This window comes from Klebsiella sp. BDA134-6, from assembly GCF_015601345.1.
Lineage (GTDB): Bacteria > Pseudomonadota > Gammaproteobacteria > Enterobacterales > Enterobacteriaceae > Klebsiella > Klebsiella grimontii.
In genome coordinates this window covers 966,176-988,111 of sequence record NZ_CP064784.1, presented here as the reverse complement: position 1 = coordinate 988,111, position 21,936 = coordinate 966,176, and the positions used below count along the sequence as shown (strand labels likewise).

The window sequence follows — 21,936 nt, the reverse complement described above, 5'->3', positions numbered from 1 at the left end:
CTCTTACGCCAGACGCGGGTTAACTTTATCTGCATCGATGTTGAATTTAGTGATGGCTTCCGCAACCACTTTCTTATCGATTTCGCCACGTTTAGCCAGTTCGCCCAGCGCTGCTACCACCACGTAGGAAGCGTCAACTTCGAAGTGGTGACGCAGGTTTTCACGGCTGTCAGAGCGACCGAAGCCGTCGGTACCCAGTACGCGGTAATCATCGGCCGGTACGTAAGTACGAACCTGCTCAGCGAACAGTTTCATATAGTCAGTCGATGCGACTGCCGGAGCATCATTCATCACCTGAGCGATGTACGGAACGCGCGGCGTTTCCAGCGGATGCAGCATGTTCCAGCGTTCACAATCCTGGCCATCGCGCGCCAGTTCGGTGAAGGAGGTGACGCTATAAACGTCAGAACCTACGCCGTAGTCGTTGGCCAGGATCTGCGCTGCTTCACGAACGTGACGCAGGATAGAACCGGAGCCCAGCAGCTGAACTTTACCTTTGCTACCTTCAACGGTTTCGAGTTTGTAGATACCTTTACGGATACCTTCCTCGGCACCTGCTGGCATGGCCGGCATGTGGTAGTTTTCGTTCAGCGTGGTGATGTAGTAGTAAACGTTCTCTTGTTTCTCACCGTACATACGCTCCAGACCATCGTGCATGATGACCGCAACTTCGTATGCATAAGACGGATCGTAAGAGATACAGTTCGGGATAGTCAGAGACTGAATATGGCTGTGGCCATCTTCGTGCTGCAGACCTTCGCCGTTCAGCGTCGTACGACCGGAAGTACCACCGATCAGGAAGCCGCGAGCCTGCTGGTCACCAGCCTGCCAGCACAGATCGCCGATACGCTGGAACCCGAACATAGAGTAGTAGATGTAGAACGGGATCATCGGCAGGTTGTTGGTGCTGTAGGAGGTCGCAGCAGCCAGCCAGGATGCGCCAGCACCCAGTTCGTTGATACCTTCCTGCAGAATCTGGCCTTTCTCGTCTTCTTTGTAGTATGCAACCTGCTCACGGTCCTGCGGGGTGTACTGCTGGCCGTTCGGGCTGTAGATACCAATCTGACGGAACAGACCTTCCATACCAAAGGTACGCGCTTCATCGGCGATGATCGGCACGAGGCGGTCTTTGATGGATTTGTTCTTCAGCATCACGTTCAGGGCACGAACGAACGCGATAGTGGTAGAGATCTCTTTATTCTGCTCTTCCAGCAGCGGCCCGAAATCTTCCAGAGTCGGCAGCTCCAGCTTCTCATCGAAGTTCGGCTGACGGCTCGGCAGATAGCCGTGCAGTTTCTGACGCTGGGCGTGCAGATAGGTGTGCTCTTCGGAACCTTCCGGGAAGGTCACGTACGGCAGTTTTTCGATATCCGCATCGGCAACCGGCACATTGAAACGATCGCGGACGTAGCGAACGCCGTCCATGTTCATCTTCTTAACCTGGTGGGCGATGTTTTTACCTTCAGCAGTGTCACCCATGCCGTAACCTTTAATGGTATGGGCGAGAATGACGGTAGCTTTGCCTTTGGTTTCCTGCGCTTTTTTCAGTGCAGCATAGACTTTCTTCGGATCGTGGCCGCCGCGGTTCAGGGCCCAGATCTGCTCGTCAGTCCAGTCGGCGACCAGCGCTGCGGTTTCCGGATATTTACCGAAGAAGTGCTCACGCACGTAGGCGCCGTCTTTGGATTTGAAGGTCTGGTAGTCACCGTCAACGGTCTCTTCCATCAGCTGGATCAGTTTACCGCTGGTATCTTTACGCAGCAGCTCATCCCAGCGACCGCCCCAGATAACCTTAATGACGTTCCAGCCAGCACCACCGAAGATGCCTTCCAGTTCGTTAATGATCTTGCCATTACCGGTAACCGGGCCGTCAAGACGCTGCAGGTTACAGTTGATAACGAAGACCAGGTTGTCCAGCTTCTCACGAGTCGCGATGGTGATCGCGCCTTTGGATTCCGGCTCGTCCATCTCACCGTCGCCCAGGAAGGCGTAAACGGTTTGTTTGGAGGTATCTTTCAGACCACGGTGTTCCAGATATTTCAGGAACTTAGCCTGATAAATCGCGCCGATTGGGCCCAGGCCCATAGAAACGGTCGGGAACTGCCAGAATTCCGGCATCAGTTTCGGGTGCGGGTAAGAGGACAGACCTTTACCGTGAACTTCCTGACGGAAGTTGTTCATCTGCTCTTCAGTCAGACGACCTTCCAGGAAAGCACGCGCGTAGACGCCCGGAGAGATGTGGCCCTGGAAGTAAACCAGGTCGCCGCCGTCCTGCTCGTTGCGTGCGCGGAAGAAGTGGTTAAAGCACACTTCGTAGAAGGTTGCGGAAGACTGGAAGGAAGCCATGTGGCCGCCCAGTTCGAGATCTTTTTTCGATGCGCGCAGAACGGTCATAATCGCGTTCCAGCGGATCGCAGAACGGATACGACGTTCCAGATCCAGATTCCCCGGGTATTCCGGCTCATCTTCAACGGCAATAGTGTTTACGTAACCGCCGGTCGATGCGCCAGCAGCCACTTTCACCCCGCCTTTGCGGGCTTCAGAAAGGAGTTGGTCAATAAGATACTGAGCGCGCTCAACACCTTCTTCACGGATGACCGATTCGATCGCCTGTAGCCAGTCGCGAGTTTCGATCGGATCCACGTCATTTGGTAAACGTTCTGACATGGGGGGTATTCCTTATCTATCTAATCGTTGATTAATCTGGAACCTGTCCCATTGCGCTCTTTGTTCTTCATACTTCTGGCTGTCTCTTTGTTGGCTTCGCTTCCTCATCCCAGTCACATAGTTCACTATGCTCCCGGGGATTCGCGCGCTTGCCGCCGCGATACACCCAAAATTATTTTGAACAACTAAAAGTGCAATAAGACAGGTTCTGCGTTTAGTTGCCGCGCTCTAAAAATGGCGCTTAAGAACCGGAGTTCTCATCTTTTCGTTGCTGTAAACGACGCAGTGAGCGTTCACGACGGCTCTGCTCACGGCTACGATCCAGCAAAATTTCCTCAATGAACGCCAGGTGACGATGCGACGCTTCACGCGCCTGCTCCGGTTCCCCGGCGATTATCGCCTCAAAAATGCGAGTACGATGATTGCTGACCTGCGGGAGCATCTCCCGACGGGCGTACAACAATTCAAAATTCTGGCGAACGTTCTGGGCCAGCATCGGCTCCATACAGCGTAGTAGATGGAGCAACACCACATTGTGCGCCGCTTCGGTGACGGCAATTTGATACTGGACGACGGCATCGGATTCGGCGTCAAGATCGCCGGACTGCTGAGCCCGCTCAATGGCCTGATGCAACTCGCGAATACGTTCGCGATCTTCATCGTTGCTGCGCAGCGCCGCGTAATAAGCCGCGATGCCTTCAAGCGCGTGACGGGTTTCCAGCAGATCGAATTGGGATTCAGGGTGGTCGGACAGTAGCTCTACCAGCGGGTCGCTGAAGCTCTGCCACAGGCGGCTTTGCACAAACGTTCCGCCCCCCTGGCGACGAAGCAACAAGCCCTTAGCTTCGAGGCGTTGAATAGCCTCACGGAGCGAGGGACGGGAAACGTCGAACTGTTTTGCCAGTTCACGTTCTGGCGGGAGTTTTTCACCGGGGCGCAACGTCCCCTCAAGGATTAAAAACTCCAGCTGCTGCTCTATCACATCGGATAGTTTTGGTTGGCGGATCTTGCTGTAGGCCATATTCCCTGTCTCTGCCATTAGCCCGGAGTCAATTGGTCTTACCAATTCATAGTTCGTATCGCTAAAGTAACAAAGTATTCACCTTCTGTCCATACAGGTTTTGATTGAAATCATTAAACCCGGCACGTTTTAACAACCTTACAGAAATAACATTTCAAAAATGTAACCTTGCACAAATGTTGTGTTTACTCACAAAGAGGTAGCGTTAACGTAATAGAAACGAAAAATTACGCTATCTGAACCGATTCAACTCACCAATTGGTGAATATTAATTCAATGAAAGCGAATAAGTAGCAAATAATAGACAGGTGCGGAATATTGAGGTGTGATTTACAAATGGTTTCTTTTTGCTCGCATCGTCATCATCCCTTCATAAAGCAGGTGCATTCAGCGGCGCTTATCACTATTCTCCATGATACGAAAGGCCTTTTCATGAATTCCCCCTCCGCCTTGCGTAAAGAAATAAGTACATCAACGGAATTTGATAATTACACAAACACAACAATATGTGCGTTGCATCATTCGGGGCAGAACGGAGCGCAGGCTCAGTGAAATTTCGCTGACTATGCTATCAGGCAGGGACGGACAGCGAAGAAGTCACCTGAAGGATGACGCGGACAAACATAATAACCATAACCACACACGAGGTTTCATGATGGAAGGTCAACAGCATGGCGATCGGCTAAAGCGCGGCCTTAAAAACCGCCATATTCAGCTTATTGCGCTGGGAGGCGCTATCGGTACCGGTTTGTTTCTCGGTAGCGCATCCGTCATCCAAAACGCGGGTCCCGGTATCATTCTGGGCTACGCAATTGCCGGTTTTATTGCCTTCCTGATTATGCGTCAGCTGGGCGAGATGGTCGTTGAAGAACCGGTGGCCGGTTCATTTAGTCATTTTGCCTACAAATACTGGGGCGGCTTTGCAGGTTTCGCTTCCGGCTGGAACTACTGGGTGCTTTACGTGCTGGTCGCGATGGCCGAGCTGACCGCGGTCGGGAAATACGTCCAGTTCTGGTGGCCGGAAATTCCCACCTGGGTTTCTGCGGCCATTTTCTTTATCGCCATCAACGCGATCAACCTGACTAACGTCAAAGTGTTTGGCGAGATGGAGTTCTGGTTCGCGATCATCAAAGTCGTCGCCGTCGTGGCGATGATCCTGTTCGGCGGCTGGCTGCTGTTTAGCGGCAACGGCGGCCCGCAGGCCACCGTACGCAACCTGTGGGAGCAAGGCGGATTCCTGCCGCACGGCTTCACCGGGCTGGTGATGATGATGGCGATTATTATGTTCTCGTTCGGCGGTCTGGAGCTGGTGGGTATTACCGCCGCAGAAGCGGATAACCCGGAGCAAAGCATTCCAAAAGCCACTAACCAGGTTATCTACCGTATTCTGATTTTCTATGTGGGCTCGCTGGCCGTTCTGCTCTCTCTGCTGCCGTGGAGCCGCGTGACCGCCGATACCAGTCCGTTTGTCCTGATTTTCCATGAGCTGGGCGATACCTTTGTCGCTAACGCCCTGAATATCGTGGTCCTGACCGCGGCGCTGTCGGTGTATAACAGCTGCGTTTACTGCAACAGCCGGATGCTGTTCGGCCTGGCCCAGCAGGGTAACGCGCCAAAAGCGCTAATGAGCGTTGATAAACGCGGCGTACCGGTTAACACTATCCTCGTCTCCGCTGTGGTCACCGCGCTGTGCGTCCTGATAAACTACTTCGCGCCGGAATCCGCGTTTGGTCTGCTGATGGCGCTGGTAGTTTCCGCCCTGGTGATCAACTGGGCGATGATCAGCCTGGCGCACATCAAATTCCGTCGCGCTAAGCAGCAGCAGGGCGTGGTTACCCGCTTCCCGGCGCTGCTGTATCCGCTGGGTAACTGGATTTGCCTGCTGTTCATGGCGGGAGTACTGGTGATCATGCTGATGACCCCTGGCATGGCGATTTCTGTCTACCTTATCCCGGTGTGGATTGCCGTTCTCGGCGTCGGCTACCTGTTTAAACAGAAAACCGCCAGCGCCATTAAAGCGTAATCCTGCATCTCTACAACCTGTGTCCGCCCGCCGTTGGCGGACACAGTGCATTGTTACCTGCTTCACATTTTATCCCTGACAACCGATTTATCCATATCGTTAACCCTATCCTGCAACGCATTAGTCCATTACCCGGCTAATAATTCTCTCCATACCGCCACGGGGAGATCGCTGCGATGAATGGCAATAAGCTTTCAGTTAAAGAAAAAATAGGCTACGGGATGGGTGACGCCGGATGCAACATCATATTCGGCGCCATCATGTTGTTTGTTAACTATTTTTATACGGATATTTTTGGTCTCGCGCCGGCGCTGGTAGGCGTATTGCTGCTCTCCGTACGCGTTATTGATGCAGTTACCGATCCGATTATGGGGGCTATGGCCGACCGTACCCGCAGTAAATACGGGCGCTTTCGTCCATGGCTGCTGTGGATTGCTTTCCCGTATGCGCTGTTCAGCGTGCTGATGTTTACCACGCCGGAGTGGACGTACAATAGCAAGGTTATCTATGCTTTCGTCACCTACTTCCTGCTCTCGCTGACCTATACCGCGATTAACATCCCCTACTGCTCATTAGGTAGCGTGATTACGAATGACCCGCAGGAACGCGTGGCCTGCCAGTCCTATCGCTTCGTGATGGTCGGTATTGCCACACTCCTGCTCTCCCTTACGCTACTGCCGATGGCGGACTGGTTCGGTGGTGAGAATAAAGCCAAAGGCTACCAGATGGCGATGACCGTGCTGGCGTTTATCGGTATGTGCATGTTCCTTTTCTGCTTTGCCACCGTCCGTGAACGCGTAAAACCCGCTGTCCAGACCAACGACGAGCTGAAAAAAGATCTAAAAGACGTCTGGAAAAACGACCAGTGGGTTCGCATCCTGCTGTTAACGCTTTGCAACGTCTGTCCGGGCTTTATTCGCATGGCCGCCACCATGTACTACGTCACCTGGGTTATGCAACAAAGCACCCACTTCGCGACGCTGTTTATCAGCCTTGGCGTGGTCGGGATGATGATCGGTAGTATGCTGGCAAAAGTTCTGACCGACCGCTGGTGTAAACTGCAGGTGTTTTTCTGGACCAATATCGTACTGGCCGTTTTCTCCTGCGCGTTCTATTTCTTCGACCCGCACGCCACCATGATGATCATGGCGCTCTACTTCCTGCTGAATGTTCTGCATCAGATCCCCTCACCGCTGCACTGGTCGCTAATGGCCGACGTTGACGACTACGGTGAATGGAAGACCGGCAAACGCATCACCGGCATCAGCTTCTCCGGCAACCTGTTCTTCCTGAAGGTCGGTCTGGCTATCGCCGGGGCGATGGTTGGCTTTCTCCTCTCCTGGTACGGTTACGATGCCGGCGCGAAACAGCAAAGCGCATCCGCGATTAACGGTATCGTACTGCTATTCAGCGTTATCCCCGGCGTCGGCTATCTGATTACCGCGGGAGTGGTGCGTATGCTGAAGGTTAACCGTGAATTTATGAGGCAAATTCAGTCTGACCTCGAGAAGCGCCGGGTCAACTATAGCGAGCTCAATGACTATCAGGAACTGAAAACCGGCGAACATGTAAGGAAAGCGTAATGAAAAACTGGCCAAACCCATTTATTGAACAACGCGCGGACCCGTATATTCTGCGCCATCAGGATAGCTACTACTTTATTGCTTCGGTGCCGGAGTACGACCGTCTGGAAATCCGCCGCTCCGCAACTCTTGAAGGCCTGCGCGACGTGCAGCCGGTGGTCGTCTGGCGTAAACCGGACAGCGGCCCGATGAGTCAGCTCATATGGGCGCCGGAGCTGCATGAGATTGACGAAAAATGGTACATCTACTTTGCGGCGACCCACACGCACGACCTGGATGAACTGGGGATGTTCCAGCACCGTATGTTTGCGCTTGAATGCGCGGACAGCGATCCGTTAACCGGTAAATGGCAGGTAAAAGGCCAGGTAAAAACGCCGTTTGACACCTTTGCCCTGGATGCCACCACTTTCCGTCATCAGGGCAAACAGTGGTACCTGTGGGCGCAAAAAGACCCTGACATTAAAGGCAACACCAACCTCTATCTGGCTGAGCTGGAAAACCCGTGGACGCTAAAAGGCAAGCCGGTGATGTTGAGCAAACCCGAGTTCGACTGGGAGTGTCGCGGTTTCATGGTGAACGAAGGCCCGGCGGTGCTTTTCCACGGCGACAAGCTGTTCGTTAGCTATTCCGCCAGCGCTACCGATGAAAACTACTGCATGGGCTTACTGTGGATAGACATTAACGCCGACCCGCTCCGGCCAGAAAACTGGCATAAAGCGCCGCAGCCGGTATTCCGCACCAGCTATGAGAATCGTCAGTATGGGCCCGGGCACAATAGCTTTACGCAGACGCCGGAAAGAGAAGATGTGCTGGTGTACCACGCGCGTAACTACACCGAAATAGAAGGCGACCCGCTGTACGATCCAAATCGTCATACGCGCCTGAAGCTCATTCGCTGGCAAGAAAACGGGATGCCTGATTTCGGCATCCCGGCAGCAGACACGTATTAAAAGTCCTGCCTGCCCGCCAACGGGCAGGCGCTTAAATCAGCGTACCGTAAATGGTCAGCAGCGCCATAATCACCACGACCACCAACGAGGTTTTCTTCGCCATGGAGACCGCCGCCTTCGGCGTAGCCACTTTATCCACGTGCGGCTCACGCGCCAGCGAATACTGCGCCAGACGCGTCAATACCTGATACTGAGAAGAGTGGCGGTCGCCCAGCGAGGCAAACCACGCCGGTAAGGCTTTTTCCCCGTGTCCAACCAAAGCGTACACCACGCCGACCAGGCGTACCGGAACCCAGTCAACCACGTGCAGAATGCCGTCGATACCCGACTGTAAGCGATGGCGCGGCGTCTGATAACGCGCCAGCCACGTTTGCCAGGCCCGCAGCGTACAGTAGGCGATCAGGGTTAACGGCCCCCACGGCCCGCCGACCACAAACCAGAACAGCGGAGCAAGATAATAGCGGTAGTTAATCCACAGCAGCGCATTTTGCAGCTCGCTCAGATACTCACGCTGGTCGCAGCCGGGCGGTACGCCGTGGATCAGGGTAAGTTCGCTGGCCATGGCGTCGCAGGCGCGGCTATCATCGCGCGCCGCGGCCTTCAGGTAGGCGTGATAGTGCAAGCGGACTTTACCTGCGCCTATGCACAGCAGGCCAAGCAGGATCCAGAACACCAGCAGCGGAACGTTAAACAGTTGCCCCTGCAGCAGGCGCTGAATAATAAACACAACCGCCGCAGCCGCTACCGTCATCAGTATGGTTGTCAGCAGGGAATAATGCTTTAACCGGCGAAACAGCACTTCCAGCCGATGATCGAGCTGCCAGTGCTCACCCAGCTTAAACAAGCGCTCGGCAATGAGGACTAACAGCGTAGTAAACAACGTCATGGCATCTCCTTATTCTGACGACGGGGTTAACAGAGCGCGAAATTTTACCCAGTCAAAAGCCGGGCCGGGATCCGTTTTACGCACTGGCGCAATATCGCTATGGCCGGTGATATTGTCAGCTATCGCCGGATAGAGCGGGATAAGCTGACGGGTAACGGCTGCCAGCTGCTGATACTGCGCGTCGGTATAAGCCAGCTCGTCGGTCCCTTCCAGCTCAATGCCTATCGAAAAATCGTTGCAGCGCTCGCGCCCGTGATAGCTTGAAACACCCGCGTGCCACGCGCGCTTGTCGAAAGGCACATACTGCACGATTTCGCCATCGCGGCGAATCAGACAATGCGCCGAAACGCGAAGATGGGCAATCTCGGCAAAGAAAGGATGGGCATGGGGATCGAGCGTACCGCTGAACAGGGCATCAATCCACGGGCCGCCAAATTCGCCGGGCGGTAGGCTTATATTGTGCACCACCAGCAAAGAGGGAGTTTCATTATCCGGACGGCTATCTTGATGCGGCGAAGGTACCCGACGCGCCTCGACCAGCCATCCCCCGTTCAACTGCATGTTGAGTCTCCTTTTACTAGCTTATGCATGGCGGCACCGCGCCCAACGAATCCCCTGCATCATACGCCCTCTCGCTCAGCGGACTAACGCCAAAAGCTGAAACCGCCGGCAAAATGAAGCGGATGTGGTACAAAAACGTTGTTCAGGTTAGCATGTTTCCCACTTCTGAATCTTATCTATCTGGAGCTTTATCATGACGCCTCGTCGCTACAATCCCGACCGCCGCCGTGACGCGCTGCTGGAGCGTATTAATCTTGATATTACCGATGCCGTCGCTCAATCCCTGCGGGAAGATTTAGGCGGCGAAGTGGATGCGAATAACGACATTAGCGCACAATTATTGCCTCAGGACGCGCACTCGCATGCGGTCGTGATCACCCGCGAAGATGGCGTATTTTGTGGTAAACGCTGGGTAGAAGAAGTCTTTATTCAGCTTGCGGGCGATGACGTTAACTTCACCTGGCATGTTGCCGATGGCGATGCAGTAAAAGCAAACCAGCCGTTGTTCGAGCTGGAAGGCCCTTCGCGTATTCTGCTCACCGGCGAGCGCACCGCACTCAATTTCGTGCAAACGTTGTCCGGGGTAGCGAGTGAAGTCCGCCGCTACGTTGATCTGCTGGTGGGTACCAAAACTCAGCTGCTCGATACGCGCAAAACGCTGCCGGGTCTGCGCACGGCGCTGAAGTACGCGGTCTTATGCGGCGGTGGGGCCAACCATCGTCTGGGCCTCTCCGATGCCTTTCTGATTAAAGAGAATCATATTATCGCTTCCGGCTCGGTACGGCAGGCGGTTGAAAAAGCGTTCTGGCTTCATCCTGATGTGCCGGTAGAAGTGGAAGTCGAAACTCTTGAAGAACTGGACGAAGCGCTAAAAGCCGGCGCCGACATCATTATGCTCGACAACTTCACTACCGACCTGATGCGCGAAGCGGTCAAACTTACCCAGGGTCAGGCGGCGCTGGAAGTCTCCGGCAACGTCACATTCGATACCATTCGTGAATTTGCCGAAACCGGCGTCGACTACATCTCCGTTGGCGCGTTGACGAAACACGTGCGCGCCCTCGACCTCTCTATGCGTTTCCGTTGATTGCCTTGCCCCGGTTTTCACTTTATGCCGGGGCTCACTTTTGCGAACTGACTCGCATGCCAATAATCCCTCCATGCAAGCGGCCCAAAAAGCCTGGAACCCTTCTTCCTTAGGCGAAATCTGCGGATCGTATCGCTGAAAAAATCCCGGCAAAGTGCTCCTGAAGATAACAAGGAGCAACTTATGGACAAACAACGTGGTTTTACCCTCATCGAACTCATGGTGGTCATCGGGATCATCGCCATTCTCAGCGCAATCGGCATTCCGGCGTATCAGAATTACCTGCGAAAAGCGGCGCTTACCGACATGCTACAAACCTTCGTCCCTTTCCGTACCGCCATTGAGCTATGCGCGCTGGAGCACGGCGGATTAACCCCCTGCGATGGCGGCAACAACGGGATCCCCTCCCCCGCAACCACCCGCTACGTCTCCGCTATGACCGTAGCGACGGGCGTTGTCACGCTCACCGGCCAGGAAAGCCTCAATGGCCTGAGCGTCACCATGACGCCGTCCTGGGATAACGCTAACGGTATCACCGGCTGGCAGCGCGTTTGCAATATTACTGGCGATAGCGCACTTAAGCAGGCCTGTGAAGATGTGTTCCGTTTTAACTGAGAGGGCAGCAATGAAAACTGAACAATTGATCCCACTGTGCCAGCGCTACAAGGCATTGCTGCTCGATAGCGATGAAAACACCATTGCCATCGCCGTAGTCGATGCCCCTGCGCCGGAACTCATGGAAGCCCTGCGCTTCGCGACTCAGAAAAGGATTGATATCGAATGCTGGAACCAGGACCGGATGGACAAACGGCTGCAGACGCCGGGAATATCAACACTCACCCCACCTGTTGAAGCGTCGGCCAGCATCGTTGAACAGGTAAATAACCTTCTCGAACAAGCCCTGCGCCAGCGCGCATCCGATATTCATATCGAACCAGGCGACGATCGCCTGAGAATTCGCCTGCGGGTAGACGGCGTCCTCCATTCTCTTGCTCCGCTCGCCGCGGAACTCGCCGCCCCCATCACCGCCCGACTTAAGGTGCTCGGCAATCTGGATATCGCCGAACACCGGGTGCCGCAGGACGGTCAGTTCACCCTCACGCTCTCCGATCGCCCGGTCTCGTTTCGGATCGCCACGCTTCCCTGCCGCGGAGGGGAGAAAATCGTTCTGCGTTTACTACATCAGGTCGAACAAGCGCTGGACCTGGAGGCGCTGGGGCTCTCCGCCCAGCAGCTTGCCGCCTTCCGTTCGGCGCTAAACCAACCCCAGGGCCTGATGCTGGTCACTGGTCCGACGGGGAGTGGGAAAACCGTCACTTTATACAGCGCGCTGCAGGCGCGGAACCGCGACGAAGTCAATATATGCAGCGTTGAAGATCCGCTGGAGATCCCCATTGTGGGGATGAATCAGACGCAGATTAACCCCCGGGCGGGTTTAACTTTTCACAGCGTACTGCGCGCCCTGCTCCGTCAGGATCCCGATATCGTAATGGTGGGAGAAATACGCGATGCGGAAACCGCTGAAATTGCGATAAAAGCAGCGCAGACCGGGCACCTGGTGCTCTCAACGCTGCACACCAATTCAACCAGTGAAACGCTGGTTCGTCTGCAGCAGATGGGCGTTGCGCGCTGGATGATCTCATCCGCGCTTTCGCTGGTGGTTGCTCAACGTCTGGTACGCAAGCTGTGCCCCCACTGCCGGCGGGAAACCGGCAGTTCGGCTGATGTTCCGCACAGCCTGTGGCCGCGGGCGCTTCCTCGCTGGCAGGCTCCGGGCTGTCAGCACTGCTATCACGGCTACTACGGTCGCCTGGCGCTCTTTGAGCTGCTACCCGTCAATACCGCGTTACGGCAGGCGATAACTCAGGGTCTTAGCGCCGGGGAGATCGAGTCCCTGGCACGGGAATCCGGAATGATGACGCTATTTGAGAGCGGTTGCCTGGCCGTCGAACGTGGGATGACCAGTCTGGAAGAAGTGGTACGCGTGTTGGGGATACCGCATGGCGACTAAACGACTGTGGCGCTGGCGCGGTATCACTCTCCAGGGCGCTCCCTGCCAGGGAACGCTCTGGCAGGATAATCGCCCCGAGGCATTGCAGGCTCTACAGCGACAACGAATTATCCCGCTGACGCTGCGCTGCTGTAGCGTGCAAAACGCCCTCTGGCATCCGCGCTACAGCGGTGAAATCATCCGCCAGTTGGCGGCCCTTCTTCAGGCCGGCCTCCCGCTGGCTGAGGGGTTGGAACTGCTGGCGCAGCAGCAGCCCAATGCGCAATGGCAAGCGTTGCTGCAAACCCTGGCAGCAGATCTGGCGCAGGGCATTTCGCTTTCAGGCTCCCTGGAAAAATGGCCTGAAGCGTTCCCCCCGTTATATCTGGCCATGATCCGCACCGGTGAGCTTACCGGTAAACTGGAGCTATGCTGCGCCGAGCTGGCCCAGCAGCAGCGAGAACAGCTGCTTCTCACCGAGAAAGTGAAAAAAGCGCTGCGCTACCCGCTGATTATTTTGACTCTGGCGCTGCTGGTGGTCATGGGAATGCTGTGCTTCGTCTTACCGGAGTTTGCCGCTATATATCAAACTTTCAACACCCCGCTGCCGTGGTTGACCCGCGCGGTAATGAGCGTCGGCGAGGGGCTAACTCGCTTTTGGCCATTACTCGCGGCGCTGGTAATTTTACCTGCGATACTCAACCGGCTGATTTGCCAGCGGCCAGGCTGGCTACTGTATCGTCAGAAGCTGCTCCATACGCTGCCGGTGTTTGGCAAACTGCTATGCGGCCAGCGGCTTAGCCAGATTTTTACCGTACTCGCATTGACGCAAAGCGCCGGTATCAGCTTTCTGCAAGGGCTGCAAAGCGTAGAGGAAACGCTGAATTGTCCGCTGTGGCGACAGAGACTCCGCCAGGTTTGCCGGCAAATTACCCACGGCGATCCCATCTGGCAGGCGTTCGCCAACAGCGGAGGATTTACGCCGCTGTGTCTACAGCTGATTCGTACCGGTGAAGCTTCGGGTTCGCTGGATACTATGCTGGCCAATCTGGCTCGTCACCATAGCGAGCAGACGCATCAGCAGGCAGATAATCTGGCCACCTTACTGGAGCCGATGATGCTGGTTGTAACAGGAACGATTGTCGGCGTGCTGGTGGTGGCGATGTATTTACCCATTTTTCATCTGGGCGACGCCATTAGCGGAATGGGGGGATAACGCTGGCGCAAACGCGCCAGCGAGCGGCATTACAGACTGTTGAACACGCGGTTCTCTTGTTCCTGTACGCGAATAAAAGTCGTACGTTTAGTCAGTTCTTTCAGGCGTGAAGCACCAACGTAGGTGCATGCGGAGCGCAGGCCGCCAAGAATATCGCGCGCGGTGTTTTCAACCGGGCCGCGCAGCGGCAGCTTAACGGTTTTGCCTTCCGCCGCACGGTACTGGGCTACGCCGCCAACGTGACGGGTCATCGCCGACTCGGAGCTCATGCCGTAGAACAGCATGAATTTTTCACCGTTCTCTTCAACTACGGTACCGCCGCTCTCTTCGTGCCCGGCCAGCATACCGCCAAGCATCACAAAATCTGCGCCGCCGCCGAATGCTTTAGCCACATCCCCGGGCATAGTACATCCGCCGTCGCTGATAATCTGCCCGCCCAGGCCGTGCGCCGCGTCGGCACATTCAATCACGGCGGAAAGTTGCGGATAGCCGACACCGGTTTTCACGCGGGTTGTACATACGGAACCCGGGCCGATGCCAACCTTCACGATATCGGCGCCCGAAAGAACCAGCTCTTCACACATTTCGCCGGTAACAACGTTACCTGCAATGATGGTTTTCTGCGGCCAGGCTTCACGCGCTTTCGCGACAAACTGCACGAAGTGCTCGGAATAGCCATTCGCCACGTCAATGCATACGAAGCTAAGCTGCGGGTTCTGGATCAGAATCTGTTTGGTTTTTTCGAAATCCGCGTCGGAGGTCCCAGTAGAGACCATGACGTGCTGCACGACATCTGCCGATACGCTCTGAACAAACGCCTGCCACTGTTCAACGCTGTAATGCTTATGTACCGCAGTCAGAACGCCGAACGAAGCCAGAGCTTTAGCCATAGCAAACGTGCCAACGGTGTCCATATTAGCAGCAATAATCGGCACGCCAGTCCAGGCCAGGCCAGAGTGTTTGAAAGTGAATTCACGTTCCAGCTGTACGTCAGAACGGCTTTTGAGGGTAGAACGTTTCGGGCGGATAAGAACGTCTTTAAAACCAAGCTTCAAATCTTCTTCAATACGCATGTGCGAATTCCTGGGGTTAATTGCATTATTGTGAGAGCACAACTCCAGTGACGCTATCATACGCACGAATCATGGCCGCGCAAGACTGCGATTTTCACTTTTTTTACGCTACAATCGTATAAATTTACCTGGTGAATAGCCAAAAGCGAATTTGCGATATCCCATCGCTGGCGTATCATTTTTAACCATTTGATTTGCATGCACAAAAAAACCAGAATAGGTGGTGACAGCGCTTTATTGGTTGATATCAGACCGATAAACCAACTGTCGCAGTGGCGTCGTCGCGTCGTAAATAACGGCGCTATTATTGAAAAATGTGCATGTAGTCAGTTTCAGGATTGAGGTGTATGGCATACACGGTAGCGTTAACAGGCGGCATCGGCAGTGGTAAAAGTACTGTAGCCGATGCATTCTCACACCTCGGGGTTAACGTTATTGATGCTGACATAATCGCGCGCCAGGTAGTAGAGCCCGGCACTCCGGGGCTAAGCGCGATTGTTCAACGCTTCGGTCCGCAGATACTCAATGAAGATGGCACCCTCAACCGTCGTGCTCTGCGTGAGCAAATTTTCGCTCATGCAGAGGATAAGAGCTGGCTAAACGCGCTGCTGCATCCACAAATTCAGCAGGAAACGCGTCGCCAGATGCAGCTTGCCACCTCATCTTATATTCTCTGGGTTGTACCTTTATTGGTCGAAAACCGTTTGTCCGCTAAAGCCGATCGCGTCCTTGTTGTTGATGTACCTAAAGAGACGCAGATAGAGCGCACGATGCTTCGCGATCGGGTCAGCCGACAACATGCGGAACATATTCTTGCCGCTCAGGCCACGCGCGAGCAGCGCCTTGCCGTTGCGGATGATGTTATTGAAAATATGGGTTCACCTGGTGCCATCGCATCAGCTGTCGCCCGCCTGCATGCAAAGTATCAACAGCTGGCAACGCAGGCCGCCTCACAGGAAAAACCGTAATGTCTACCCCTGTTCTATTTGAACATCCGCTTAATGAAAAAATGCGTACCTGGCTGCGTATTGAGTTTTTGCTCCAGCAGCTGGCCGTACATCCCGCCATTACCAGCCATGCTGATGCGCTGCATTTTTTCCGCAATATCGGCGACCTTTTAGATGTTTTTGAACGCGGTGAAGTGCGTACCGATCTGATGAAAGAGCTGGATCGCCAGCAGAGGAAGCTGCAATCCTGGGCGGAAGTCCCTGGGGTTGATCAGGATCGTATCAACGAACTCCGTCAGCAGCTGAAGCAATCAGGCAGTACGTTAATGTCGGCGCCACGTATCGGCCAGTACCTGCGAGAGGATCGCCTGATCGCCCTGGTACGCCAACGCCTGAGCATCCCGGGCGGCTGCTGTAGCTTCGATCTTCCGACGCTGCACATCTGGCTGCATATGCCGCAGGAATATCGTGATGAGCAGGTCGGTAAGTGGCTGGCCAGCCTGGAACCGTTGACGCAATCGCTGATGCTCATTCTCGATCTCATCCGTAACTCGGCCCCCTTCCGTAAGCAGACCAGCCTGAACGGTTTTTATCAGGACAACGGCGAAGATGCCGATCTGCTGCGTCTGCGTTTGGATCTTGCCAGCCAGCTCTACCCCCAAATATCAGGCCACAAGAGCCGCTTTGCCATCCGCTTTATGCCGCTGGACAGCGAACATGGCATCGTGCCGGAGCGTTTTGATTTTGAACTGGCCTGCTGTTAAGGAGTCATTATGTCCGAAGAGATAACCGTCAACTGCCCAACCTGCGGCAAAATTGTGGTCTGGAATGAGCAGAGCCCGTATCGCCCGTTCTGCTCCAAGCGCTGTCAGCTTATCGATTTAGGCGAATGGGCAGCGGAAGAGAAACGTATCCCGAGCAGTAGCGATCTATCAGATAGCGACGGCTGGAGCGAAGAAAAAGAGTAACGGATTTCGGGCGGGCATGTGCAGGCCCGCCCTGATTTGCCGGATGCAGACGCACCCTACCCGATCTGAGAACATTGAATTAACTTCGTAATGACGGGTTCGTTTGCCGGCGGAAAATCCTCTGCAACAAGCACGCTCTGCGCAATCCAGCGACCCGGTTGCCCTTCTTTACCCCACGGCTCGCCATCCCAGCTTTCCACCAGCCAGAACCACAGCGTGATATGACGATCGGGAAACTGATACTCCAGCTTATCAAACAGACGGGAAGCACGTACCGTAATGCCGACCTCTTCCTGCAATTCGCGAACTAAGGCCTGCTCTGACGACTCTCCTGCTTCGATTTTTCCACCAGGGAATTCAAGTTTATTCGCCATATGCGCGTCGGCAGCGCGCTGCGTTATAAAAATTTCCCCTTGCGAATTACGGATAATACCCACTGAAATTTGCAGCGTTTTCATTGTCTTTGTTCCATAAAAAAGGCGCAGATATCTGCGCCCTGGTATTCAAGATTGTAAAGCTTAGCTCAGGCGACCGTGGCACTGCTTATATTTTTTGCCGGAGCCGCACGGACACGGATCGTTACGACCCACTTTACGCTCGCCAGTTTGTTCAGCCAACGCCTCCGCGGCAGCGGTATCATCGTCCTGGTGGCTCAACTGCTGCATCTGCGCCAGACGCTCAGCTTCTTCACGACGCTGCTGCTCCATCGCTTCCACCTCTTCCGGCATCCGCACCTGAACCTTACTCAGCGTACTGATCACTTCATACTTCAGGGATTCCAGCATTGAAGCGAACATGGAGAAAGATTCACGCTTATATTCCTGCTTCGGATCTTTTTGCGCATAGCCGCGCAGATGGATGCCCTGACGCAGATAGTCCATCGCCGCCAGGTGCTCTTTCCACAGGGAGTCCAGCGTTTGCAGCATGACGCCTTTTTCAAAGTGACGCATCATCTCAGCGCCAACCACTTCTTCCTTACGCTGATAGGTTTCAATGGCGCTCTGCAGAATGCGCTCACGCAGCGTTTCTTCATGAAGCTCCGGCTCTTTATCCAGCCACTCTTTGAGCGGAAGATCGAGGTCGAAATCATTTTTCAGACGCTCCTGCAGGCCTTCAATATCCCACATCTCTTCCAGCGACTGCGGAGGAATATGGGCATCGATGGTCGCTTTAAATACGTCTTCACGAATGCTATTAATCGTCTCGCTCACGTCGGTCACGTCGAGCAGCTCATTACGCTGGGTGTAAATAGCGCGACGCTGGTCGTTGGCCACATCGTCATATTCCAGCAGCTGCTTACGGATATCGAAGTTGCGGCTCTCGACTTTACGCTGCGCGTTGGCAATCGCTTTGGTCACCCACGGATGTTCGATAGCCTCACCCGGCTTCATACCCAGTTTACGCATCATGCCGGACACGCGGTCAGACGCGAAGATACGCATCAGGGCATCTTCCATCGACAGATAGAAACGGGAAGAACCGGCGTCCCCCTGACGGCCTGAACGACCGCGGAGCTGGTTATCAATACGGCGAGATTCATGGCGTTCGGTACCGATGATATGCAGACCGCCCGCAGCCAGTACCGCATCGTGACGAACCTGCCAGTCGGCTTTGATCTGCGCAATCTGTTCCGGAGTCGGGTCTTCCAGCTGGGCGACCTCGGCCTGCCAGCTACCGCCGAGCATAATGTCGGTACCACGGCCGGCCATGTTGGTCGCAATGGTCACCGCAGATGGATAGCCCGCCTGAGCGACGATATCCGCTTCACTGGCGTGGAATTTCGCGTTCAGCACGTTGTGCTTGATACCCGCCTTCGTCAATTCATTAGAGACCACTTCTGATTTTTCGATAGAAATGGTCCCCACCAGCACCGGTTGGCCCGCGGCGATACGCTGCTTGATATCTTCGATAATGGCCTGGATTTTTTCCGCTTCAGTCATATAAACCAGGTCCGCCATGTCTTTACGAATCATCGGGCGGTTGGTCGGGACCACAACGGTATCCAGCTTGTAGATCGAACTAAATTCAAACGCTTCGGTATCGGCAGTACCGGTCATCCCCGCCAGCTTCTCGTACAGGCGGAAATAGTTCTGGAAGGTAATTGAAGCCAGCGTCTGGTTTTCGTTTTGAATATCAACGCCTTCTTTTGCTTCAACGGCCTGGTGCAGACCATCGGACCAGCGACGCCCCTGCATCGTACGACCGGTATGTTCGTCGACGATAATCACTTCGCCATCTTTAACGATGTAATCAACATCGCGGGTGAACAGCACGTGCGCGCGCAGCGCGGCAGTCACATGGTGCATCAGCATGATATTAGTCGGTGAGTACAGCGACTCGCCTTCTTCCATAATACCTTCATTTACCAGCAGCTCTTCAATCAGCACCAGACCCCGTTCGGTCAGGTTTACCTGACGCGCTTTCTCATCGACGGAGAAGTGTCCTTCGCCGGTAAAGGTCTCAGAGTCTTCTTTATCCTGACGTACCAGGTGCGGAATGATCTTGTTCACTTTCTTATACATTTCCGAGCTGTCTTCAGCCGGGCCGGAAATAATAAGCGGAGTACGCGCTTCATCGATCAGAATGGAGTCGACTTCATCCACCAGCGCATAGTGCAGTTTGCGCTGCACGCGCTCTTCAGGACTGAAGGCCATATTGTCGCGCAGATAGTCAAAGCCGTATTCGTTGTTGGTACCGTAAGTAATATCGGCTGCGTAGGCTTCACGCTTGGCCGGCGCAGGCAGGCCGGACATGTTAATGCCAACGGTCATACCCAGGAATTCAAACAGCGGGCGGTTGTTCTCGGCATCACGCTGCGCCAGATAGTCGTTAACGGTCACCACGTGAACACCTTTACCGGTCAGCGCATTCAGATAGGCAGGCAGCGTTGCGGTCAGCGTTTTACCTTCACCGGTACGCATTTCTGCAATACAGCGGTCGTTGAGAACCATGCCGCCGAGCAGCTGAACGTCAAAGTGACGCATACCGAAGACACGCTTACTGGCTTCACGCACGACGGCAAAGGCTTCCGGGATCAGACTCTCCAGGGCTTCACCTTTTTCCAGGCGAGCGCGGAACTCAGCAGTTTTCCCTTTCAGTTCGTCGTCGGACAGTTTTTCCATGGACGGTTCCATGGCGTTGATCACGTTGACGGCTTTGCGCATACGACGCAGCGTACGGTCGTTACGGCTACCGAATACTTTCGTTAATAATTTGATTAGCATAATAAAATCTCAAACGCCCCGCGGTGCGGAGTCAAAAAATAGAATGGTCCGTTTTTGGTTTAGCTGAGGCGTTGAGGCCCGGCGCGAATGCCGGTAACCTGGCTAATCCAGGTACAGACGCGAAACGCGCGGTGGGAAAAAGAGGGGGTGTATGCCGCCAGGTGAACAATGGCAGGAGGAGTACTATCCTGCGTCAACAGCGCGCTAAGCGTGTCGAGAAGAGCCAGATGCTGCGCCTGAAGCGGTGAAGACTCTTCCGCTACCGGCAGCGTCTGCGGCGCCATCGCAAAAGAGAGATGGCGAATAACCGTACGAATGGCGTGCTGATGCCAGTAATCAACGGTGAAATTGGGTCGACGGCTAGAAGCTTCCAGCAGCGCAAGCTGGGAAAAATTGACTTTCGCAGGATGATGATTGCTGGACGTCGTTTTTGCGGGCGACGCGGTCTCATGCTCATGACCATTGCTAAGCGCAGGCAGGCCAAGGCTAGCCGCGACCATCCCCAACAGGAGATGCGGCCAGAAATACCGTCTGCCAAACTGTCGCCAGCGCGTCAGCAATCCACTCAATTACGTTACCTTTTGTTGGTAGCAACCCTAAGAAATATTTTGCGTTCAAATACTAACATTAATACGTCGTCACGGCAGCAGGAATGAAGTCTCAGGCGGGGTAAAAACGTTTAAAAAAGGAACGAACGCGTAAAAAATGCAGTTAAAAATCAAAGCAGGGCGCAGCGGGAATATAAAAAAGAAAACGACTGGCTCCCTGGCCGGAGAGAGTACCAGGTTACCAGTCGAATTTACTATCGGGTCTGACTTATGCCAGAACCAGCGTTGGAGCGCGGAACGCCAGCGGCATTTCTGCGTCGTCCTCGAAGGTCACATACTCCCAGGCTTCCTGTTTTGCCAGAACAGCCTGCAGCAATTTGTTATTCAGCGCGTGACCGGATTTGTACGCCGTAAATGCACCGATAATATTGTGACCACACATAAAGAGGTCGCCAATGGCATCCAGCATTTTGTGACGGACAAACTCATCTTCAAAGCGCAGACCGTCTTCGTTCAGTACGCGATAATCGTCAACAACGATGGCACAATCGAAGCTGCCGCCCAGGCACAGGCCGCGGGACTGCAGATATTCGATATCACGCATGAAACCGAAGGTACGCGCGCGGCTAATCTGGCGCATAAACGCATCAGCCGAGAAGTTCATTGCGTAGCGCTGGCTACTGGAATCAATCGCCGGATGGTTAAAATCAATGGTGAAGTCCAGTGAAAAACCATTGTACGGTTTGAATTCAGCCCATTTATCGCCATCTTCAACGCGAACCGTCTCTTTAATACGCACAAATTTCTTAGCGCAGTTCAGTTCATCGATGCCGGCATCCAGCAACAGATAAACGAACGGAGCCGCACTACCGTCCATAATCGGAACTTCCGGCGCATCGACTTCAATAATAATGTTGTCGATACCCAAGCCAGCCAATGCAGCATTGAGGTGCTCGACCGTCGATATCCGCACGTCATGCTCGTTGACCAGGCAAGTACAGAGCATGGTATCACGCACAGATTTGGCATCAGCCGGAAAATCAACCGGTGGATTCAAGTCGGTGCGACGATAGATGACCCCGGTATTTGCCGGCGCAGGGCGTAACGTCAGGGTGACTTTCTTGCCGGTATGCAAACCGACGCCAGTCGCCTGAACGATACGTTTAAGAGTCCTTTGTTTGATCATCGTATA

The 21,936-nt window shown here is 54.3% G+C and carries 19 protein-coding genes; 10 read left to right on the top strand and 9 right to left on the bottom strand.

What is annotated here, in order from left to right; translation table 11 throughout:
• Window positions 1-3: 3 nt before the first annotated feature.
• Together aceE and pdhR are read right to left on the bottom strand one after the other, a co-directional pair.
• On the bottom strand, window positions 4-2,667 hold the full coding sequence (aceE, locus tag IYV58_RS04565) for a pyruvate dehydrogenase (acetyl-transferring), homodimeric type (RefSeq protein WP_004129009.1): 2,664 nt from the start codon (window positions 2,665-2,667) through the stop codon (window positions 4-6).
• Window positions 2,668-2,908: 241 nt separating this feature from the next.
• Window positions 2,909-3,688, bottom strand: coding sequence for a pyruvate dehydrogenase complex transcriptional repressor PdhR (gene pdhR, locus IYV58_RS04560; RefSeq protein ID WP_004098632.1), 780 nt, complete (start codon window positions 3,686-3,688; stop codon window positions 2,909-2,911).
• A gap of 652 nt (window positions 3,689-4,340) precedes the next feature.
• On the opposite strand from pdhR, the gene aroP reads away from it, so the two are divergent.
• From aroP to IYV58_RS04545, 3 genes are all read left to right on the top strand, one after another.
• Window positions 4,341-5,711, top strand: coding sequence for an aromatic amino acid transporter AroP (aroP, locus tag IYV58_RS04555; protein WP_087828456.1), 1,371 nt, complete (start codon window positions 4,341-4,343; stop codon window positions 5,709-5,711).
• A gap of 176 nt (window positions 5,712-5,887) precedes the next feature.
• The gene (locus tag IYV58_RS04550) at window positions 5,888-7,294 is read left to right on the top strand and encodes a glycoside-pentoside-hexuronide (GPH):cation symporter (protein WP_087828457.1); all 1,407 of its coding nucleotides are present in this window, start codon (window positions 5,888-5,890) and stop codon (window positions 7,292-7,294) included.
• Window positions 7,294-8,244: a glycoside hydrolase family 43 protein gene (locus IYV58_RS04545; protein WP_087828458.1), complete on the top strand. Its 951-nt coding sequence runs from the start codon at window positions 7,294-7,296 to the stop codon at window positions 8,242-8,244. Before IYV58_RS04550 ends, IYV58_RS04545 begins: the two co-directional genes overlap by 1 nt.
• 31 nt (window positions 8,245-8,275) lie before the next feature.
• On the opposite strand, the gene ampE is transcribed toward IYV58_RS04545, so the two are convergent.
• Window positions 8,276-9,130: a beta-lactamase regulator AmpE gene (gene ampE, locus IYV58_RS04540; protein ID WP_049113902.1), complete on the bottom strand. Its 855-nt coding sequence runs from the start codon at window positions 9,128-9,130 to the stop codon at window positions 8,276-8,278.
• 9 nt (window positions 9,131-9,139) lie between these two features.
• The gene (gene ampD / locus IYV58_RS04535; protein WP_004128986.1) at window positions 9,140-9,691 is read right to left on the bottom strand and encodes a 1,6-anhydro-N-acetylmuramyl-L-alanine amidase AmpD; all 552 of its coding nucleotides are present in this window, start codon (window positions 9,689-9,691) and stop codon (window positions 9,140-9,142) included.
• A gap of 193 nt (window positions 9,692-9,884) precedes the next feature.
• Between ampD and nadC the strand changes: the two genes are divergently transcribed.
• From nadC to hofC, 4 genes are all read left to right on the top strand, one after another.
• Entirely contained in the window at window positions 9,885-10,778 is an 894-nt protein-coding gene (gene nadC, locus IYV58_RS04530; RefSeq protein ID WP_004128984.1) for a carboxylating nicotinate-nucleotide diphosphorylase, read from the top strand.
• A gap of 183 nt (window positions 10,779-10,961) precedes the next feature.
• Window positions 10,962-11,393: a prepilin peptidase-dependent pilin gene (gene ppdD, locus IYV58_RS04525; RefSeq protein ID WP_195729451.1), complete on the top strand. Its 432-nt coding sequence runs from the start codon at window positions 10,962-10,964 to the stop codon at window positions 11,391-11,393.
• Window positions 11,394-11,403: 10 nt separating this feature from the next.
• The gene (gene gspE / locus IYV58_RS04520) at window positions 11,404-12,789 is read left to right on the top strand and encodes a type II secretion system protein GspE (protein ID WP_195729450.1); all 1,386 of its coding nucleotides are present in this window, start codon (window positions 11,404-11,406) and stop codon (window positions 12,787-12,789) included.
• Window positions 12,779-13,984 (top strand): protein transport protein HofC, encoded by a 1,206-nt coding sequence (hofC, locus tag IYV58_RS04515; protein ID WP_195729449.1) that lies wholly within the window; start codon window positions 12,779-12,781, stop codon window positions 13,982-13,984. The genes gspE and hofC overlap by 11 nt, the downstream gene beginning before the upstream one ends.
• A gap of 29 nt (window positions 13,985-14,013) precedes the next feature.
• On the opposite strand, the gene IYV58_RS04510 is transcribed toward hofC, so the two are convergent.
• On the bottom strand, window positions 14,014-15,057 hold the full coding sequence (locus tag IYV58_RS04510; RefSeq protein ID WP_004128976.1) for a GMP reductase: 1,044 nt from the start codon (window positions 15,055-15,057) through the stop codon (window positions 14,014-14,016).
• A 347-nt stretch (window positions 15,058-15,404) separates the two neighbouring features.
• On the opposite strand from IYV58_RS04510, the gene coaE reads away from it, so the two are divergent.
• The 3 genes from coaE to yacG are packed head-to-tail and all read left to right on the top strand — an operon-like array spanning window position 15,405 to window position 16,972.
• Complete coding sequence (gene coaE, locus IYV58_RS04505) at window positions 15,405-16,025, top strand: dephospho-CoA kinase (RefSeq protein ID WP_004128974.1); 621 nt, start codon at window positions 15,405-15,407, stop codon at window positions 16,023-16,025.
• The gene (zapD, locus tag IYV58_RS04500) at window positions 16,025-16,768 is read left to right on the top strand and encodes a cell division protein ZapD (protein WP_004128972.1); all 744 of its coding nucleotides are present in this window, start codon (window positions 16,025-16,027) and stop codon (window positions 16,766-16,768) included. The genes coaE and zapD overlap by 1 nt, the downstream gene beginning before the upstream one ends.
• 9 nt (window positions 16,769-16,777) lie before the next feature.
• Window positions 16,778-16,972 carry a DNA gyrase inhibitor YacG gene (gene yacG, locus IYV58_RS04495; protein WP_004128970.1) on the top strand — a complete coding sequence of 65 codons (195 nt, stop codon included), beginning with the start codon at window positions 16,778-16,780 and terminating at the stop codon, window positions 16,970-16,972.
• A 56-nt stretch (window positions 16,973-17,028) separates the two neighbouring features.
• On the opposite strand, the gene mutT is transcribed toward yacG, so the two are convergent.
• The 4 genes from mutT to lpxC all read right to left on the bottom strand — a co-directional run bounded on the left by mutT (window position 17,029) and on the right by lpxC (window position 21,930).
• On the bottom strand, window positions 17,029-17,430 hold the full coding sequence (mutT, locus tag IYV58_RS04490; protein WP_004128968.1) for an 8-oxo-dGTP diphosphatase MutT: 402 nt from the start codon (window positions 17,428-17,430) through the stop codon (window positions 17,029-17,031).
• A 60-nt stretch (window positions 17,431-17,490) separates the two neighbouring features.
• Window positions 17,491-20,196: a preprotein translocase subunit SecA gene (secA, locus tag IYV58_RS04485; RefSeq protein ID WP_195729448.1), complete on the bottom strand. Its 2,706-nt coding sequence runs from the start codon at window positions 20,194-20,196 to the stop codon at window positions 17,491-17,493.
• A gap of 59 nt (window positions 20,197-20,255) precedes the next feature.
• Window positions 20,256-20,765 (bottom strand): secA translation cis-regulator SecM, encoded by a 510-nt coding sequence (gene secM, locus IYV58_RS04480; protein ID WP_195729447.1) that lies wholly within the window; start codon window positions 20,763-20,765, stop codon window positions 20,256-20,258.
• A gap of 247 nt (window positions 20,766-21,012) precedes the next feature.
• A complete protein-coding gene (gene lpxC / locus IYV58_RS04475) occupies window positions 21,013-21,930 on the bottom strand; it encodes a UDP-3-O-acyl-N-acetylglucosamine deacetylase (protein WP_004098599.1) in 918 nt (305 codons plus the stop codon).
• Window positions 21,931-21,936: the final 6 nt, after the last annotated feature.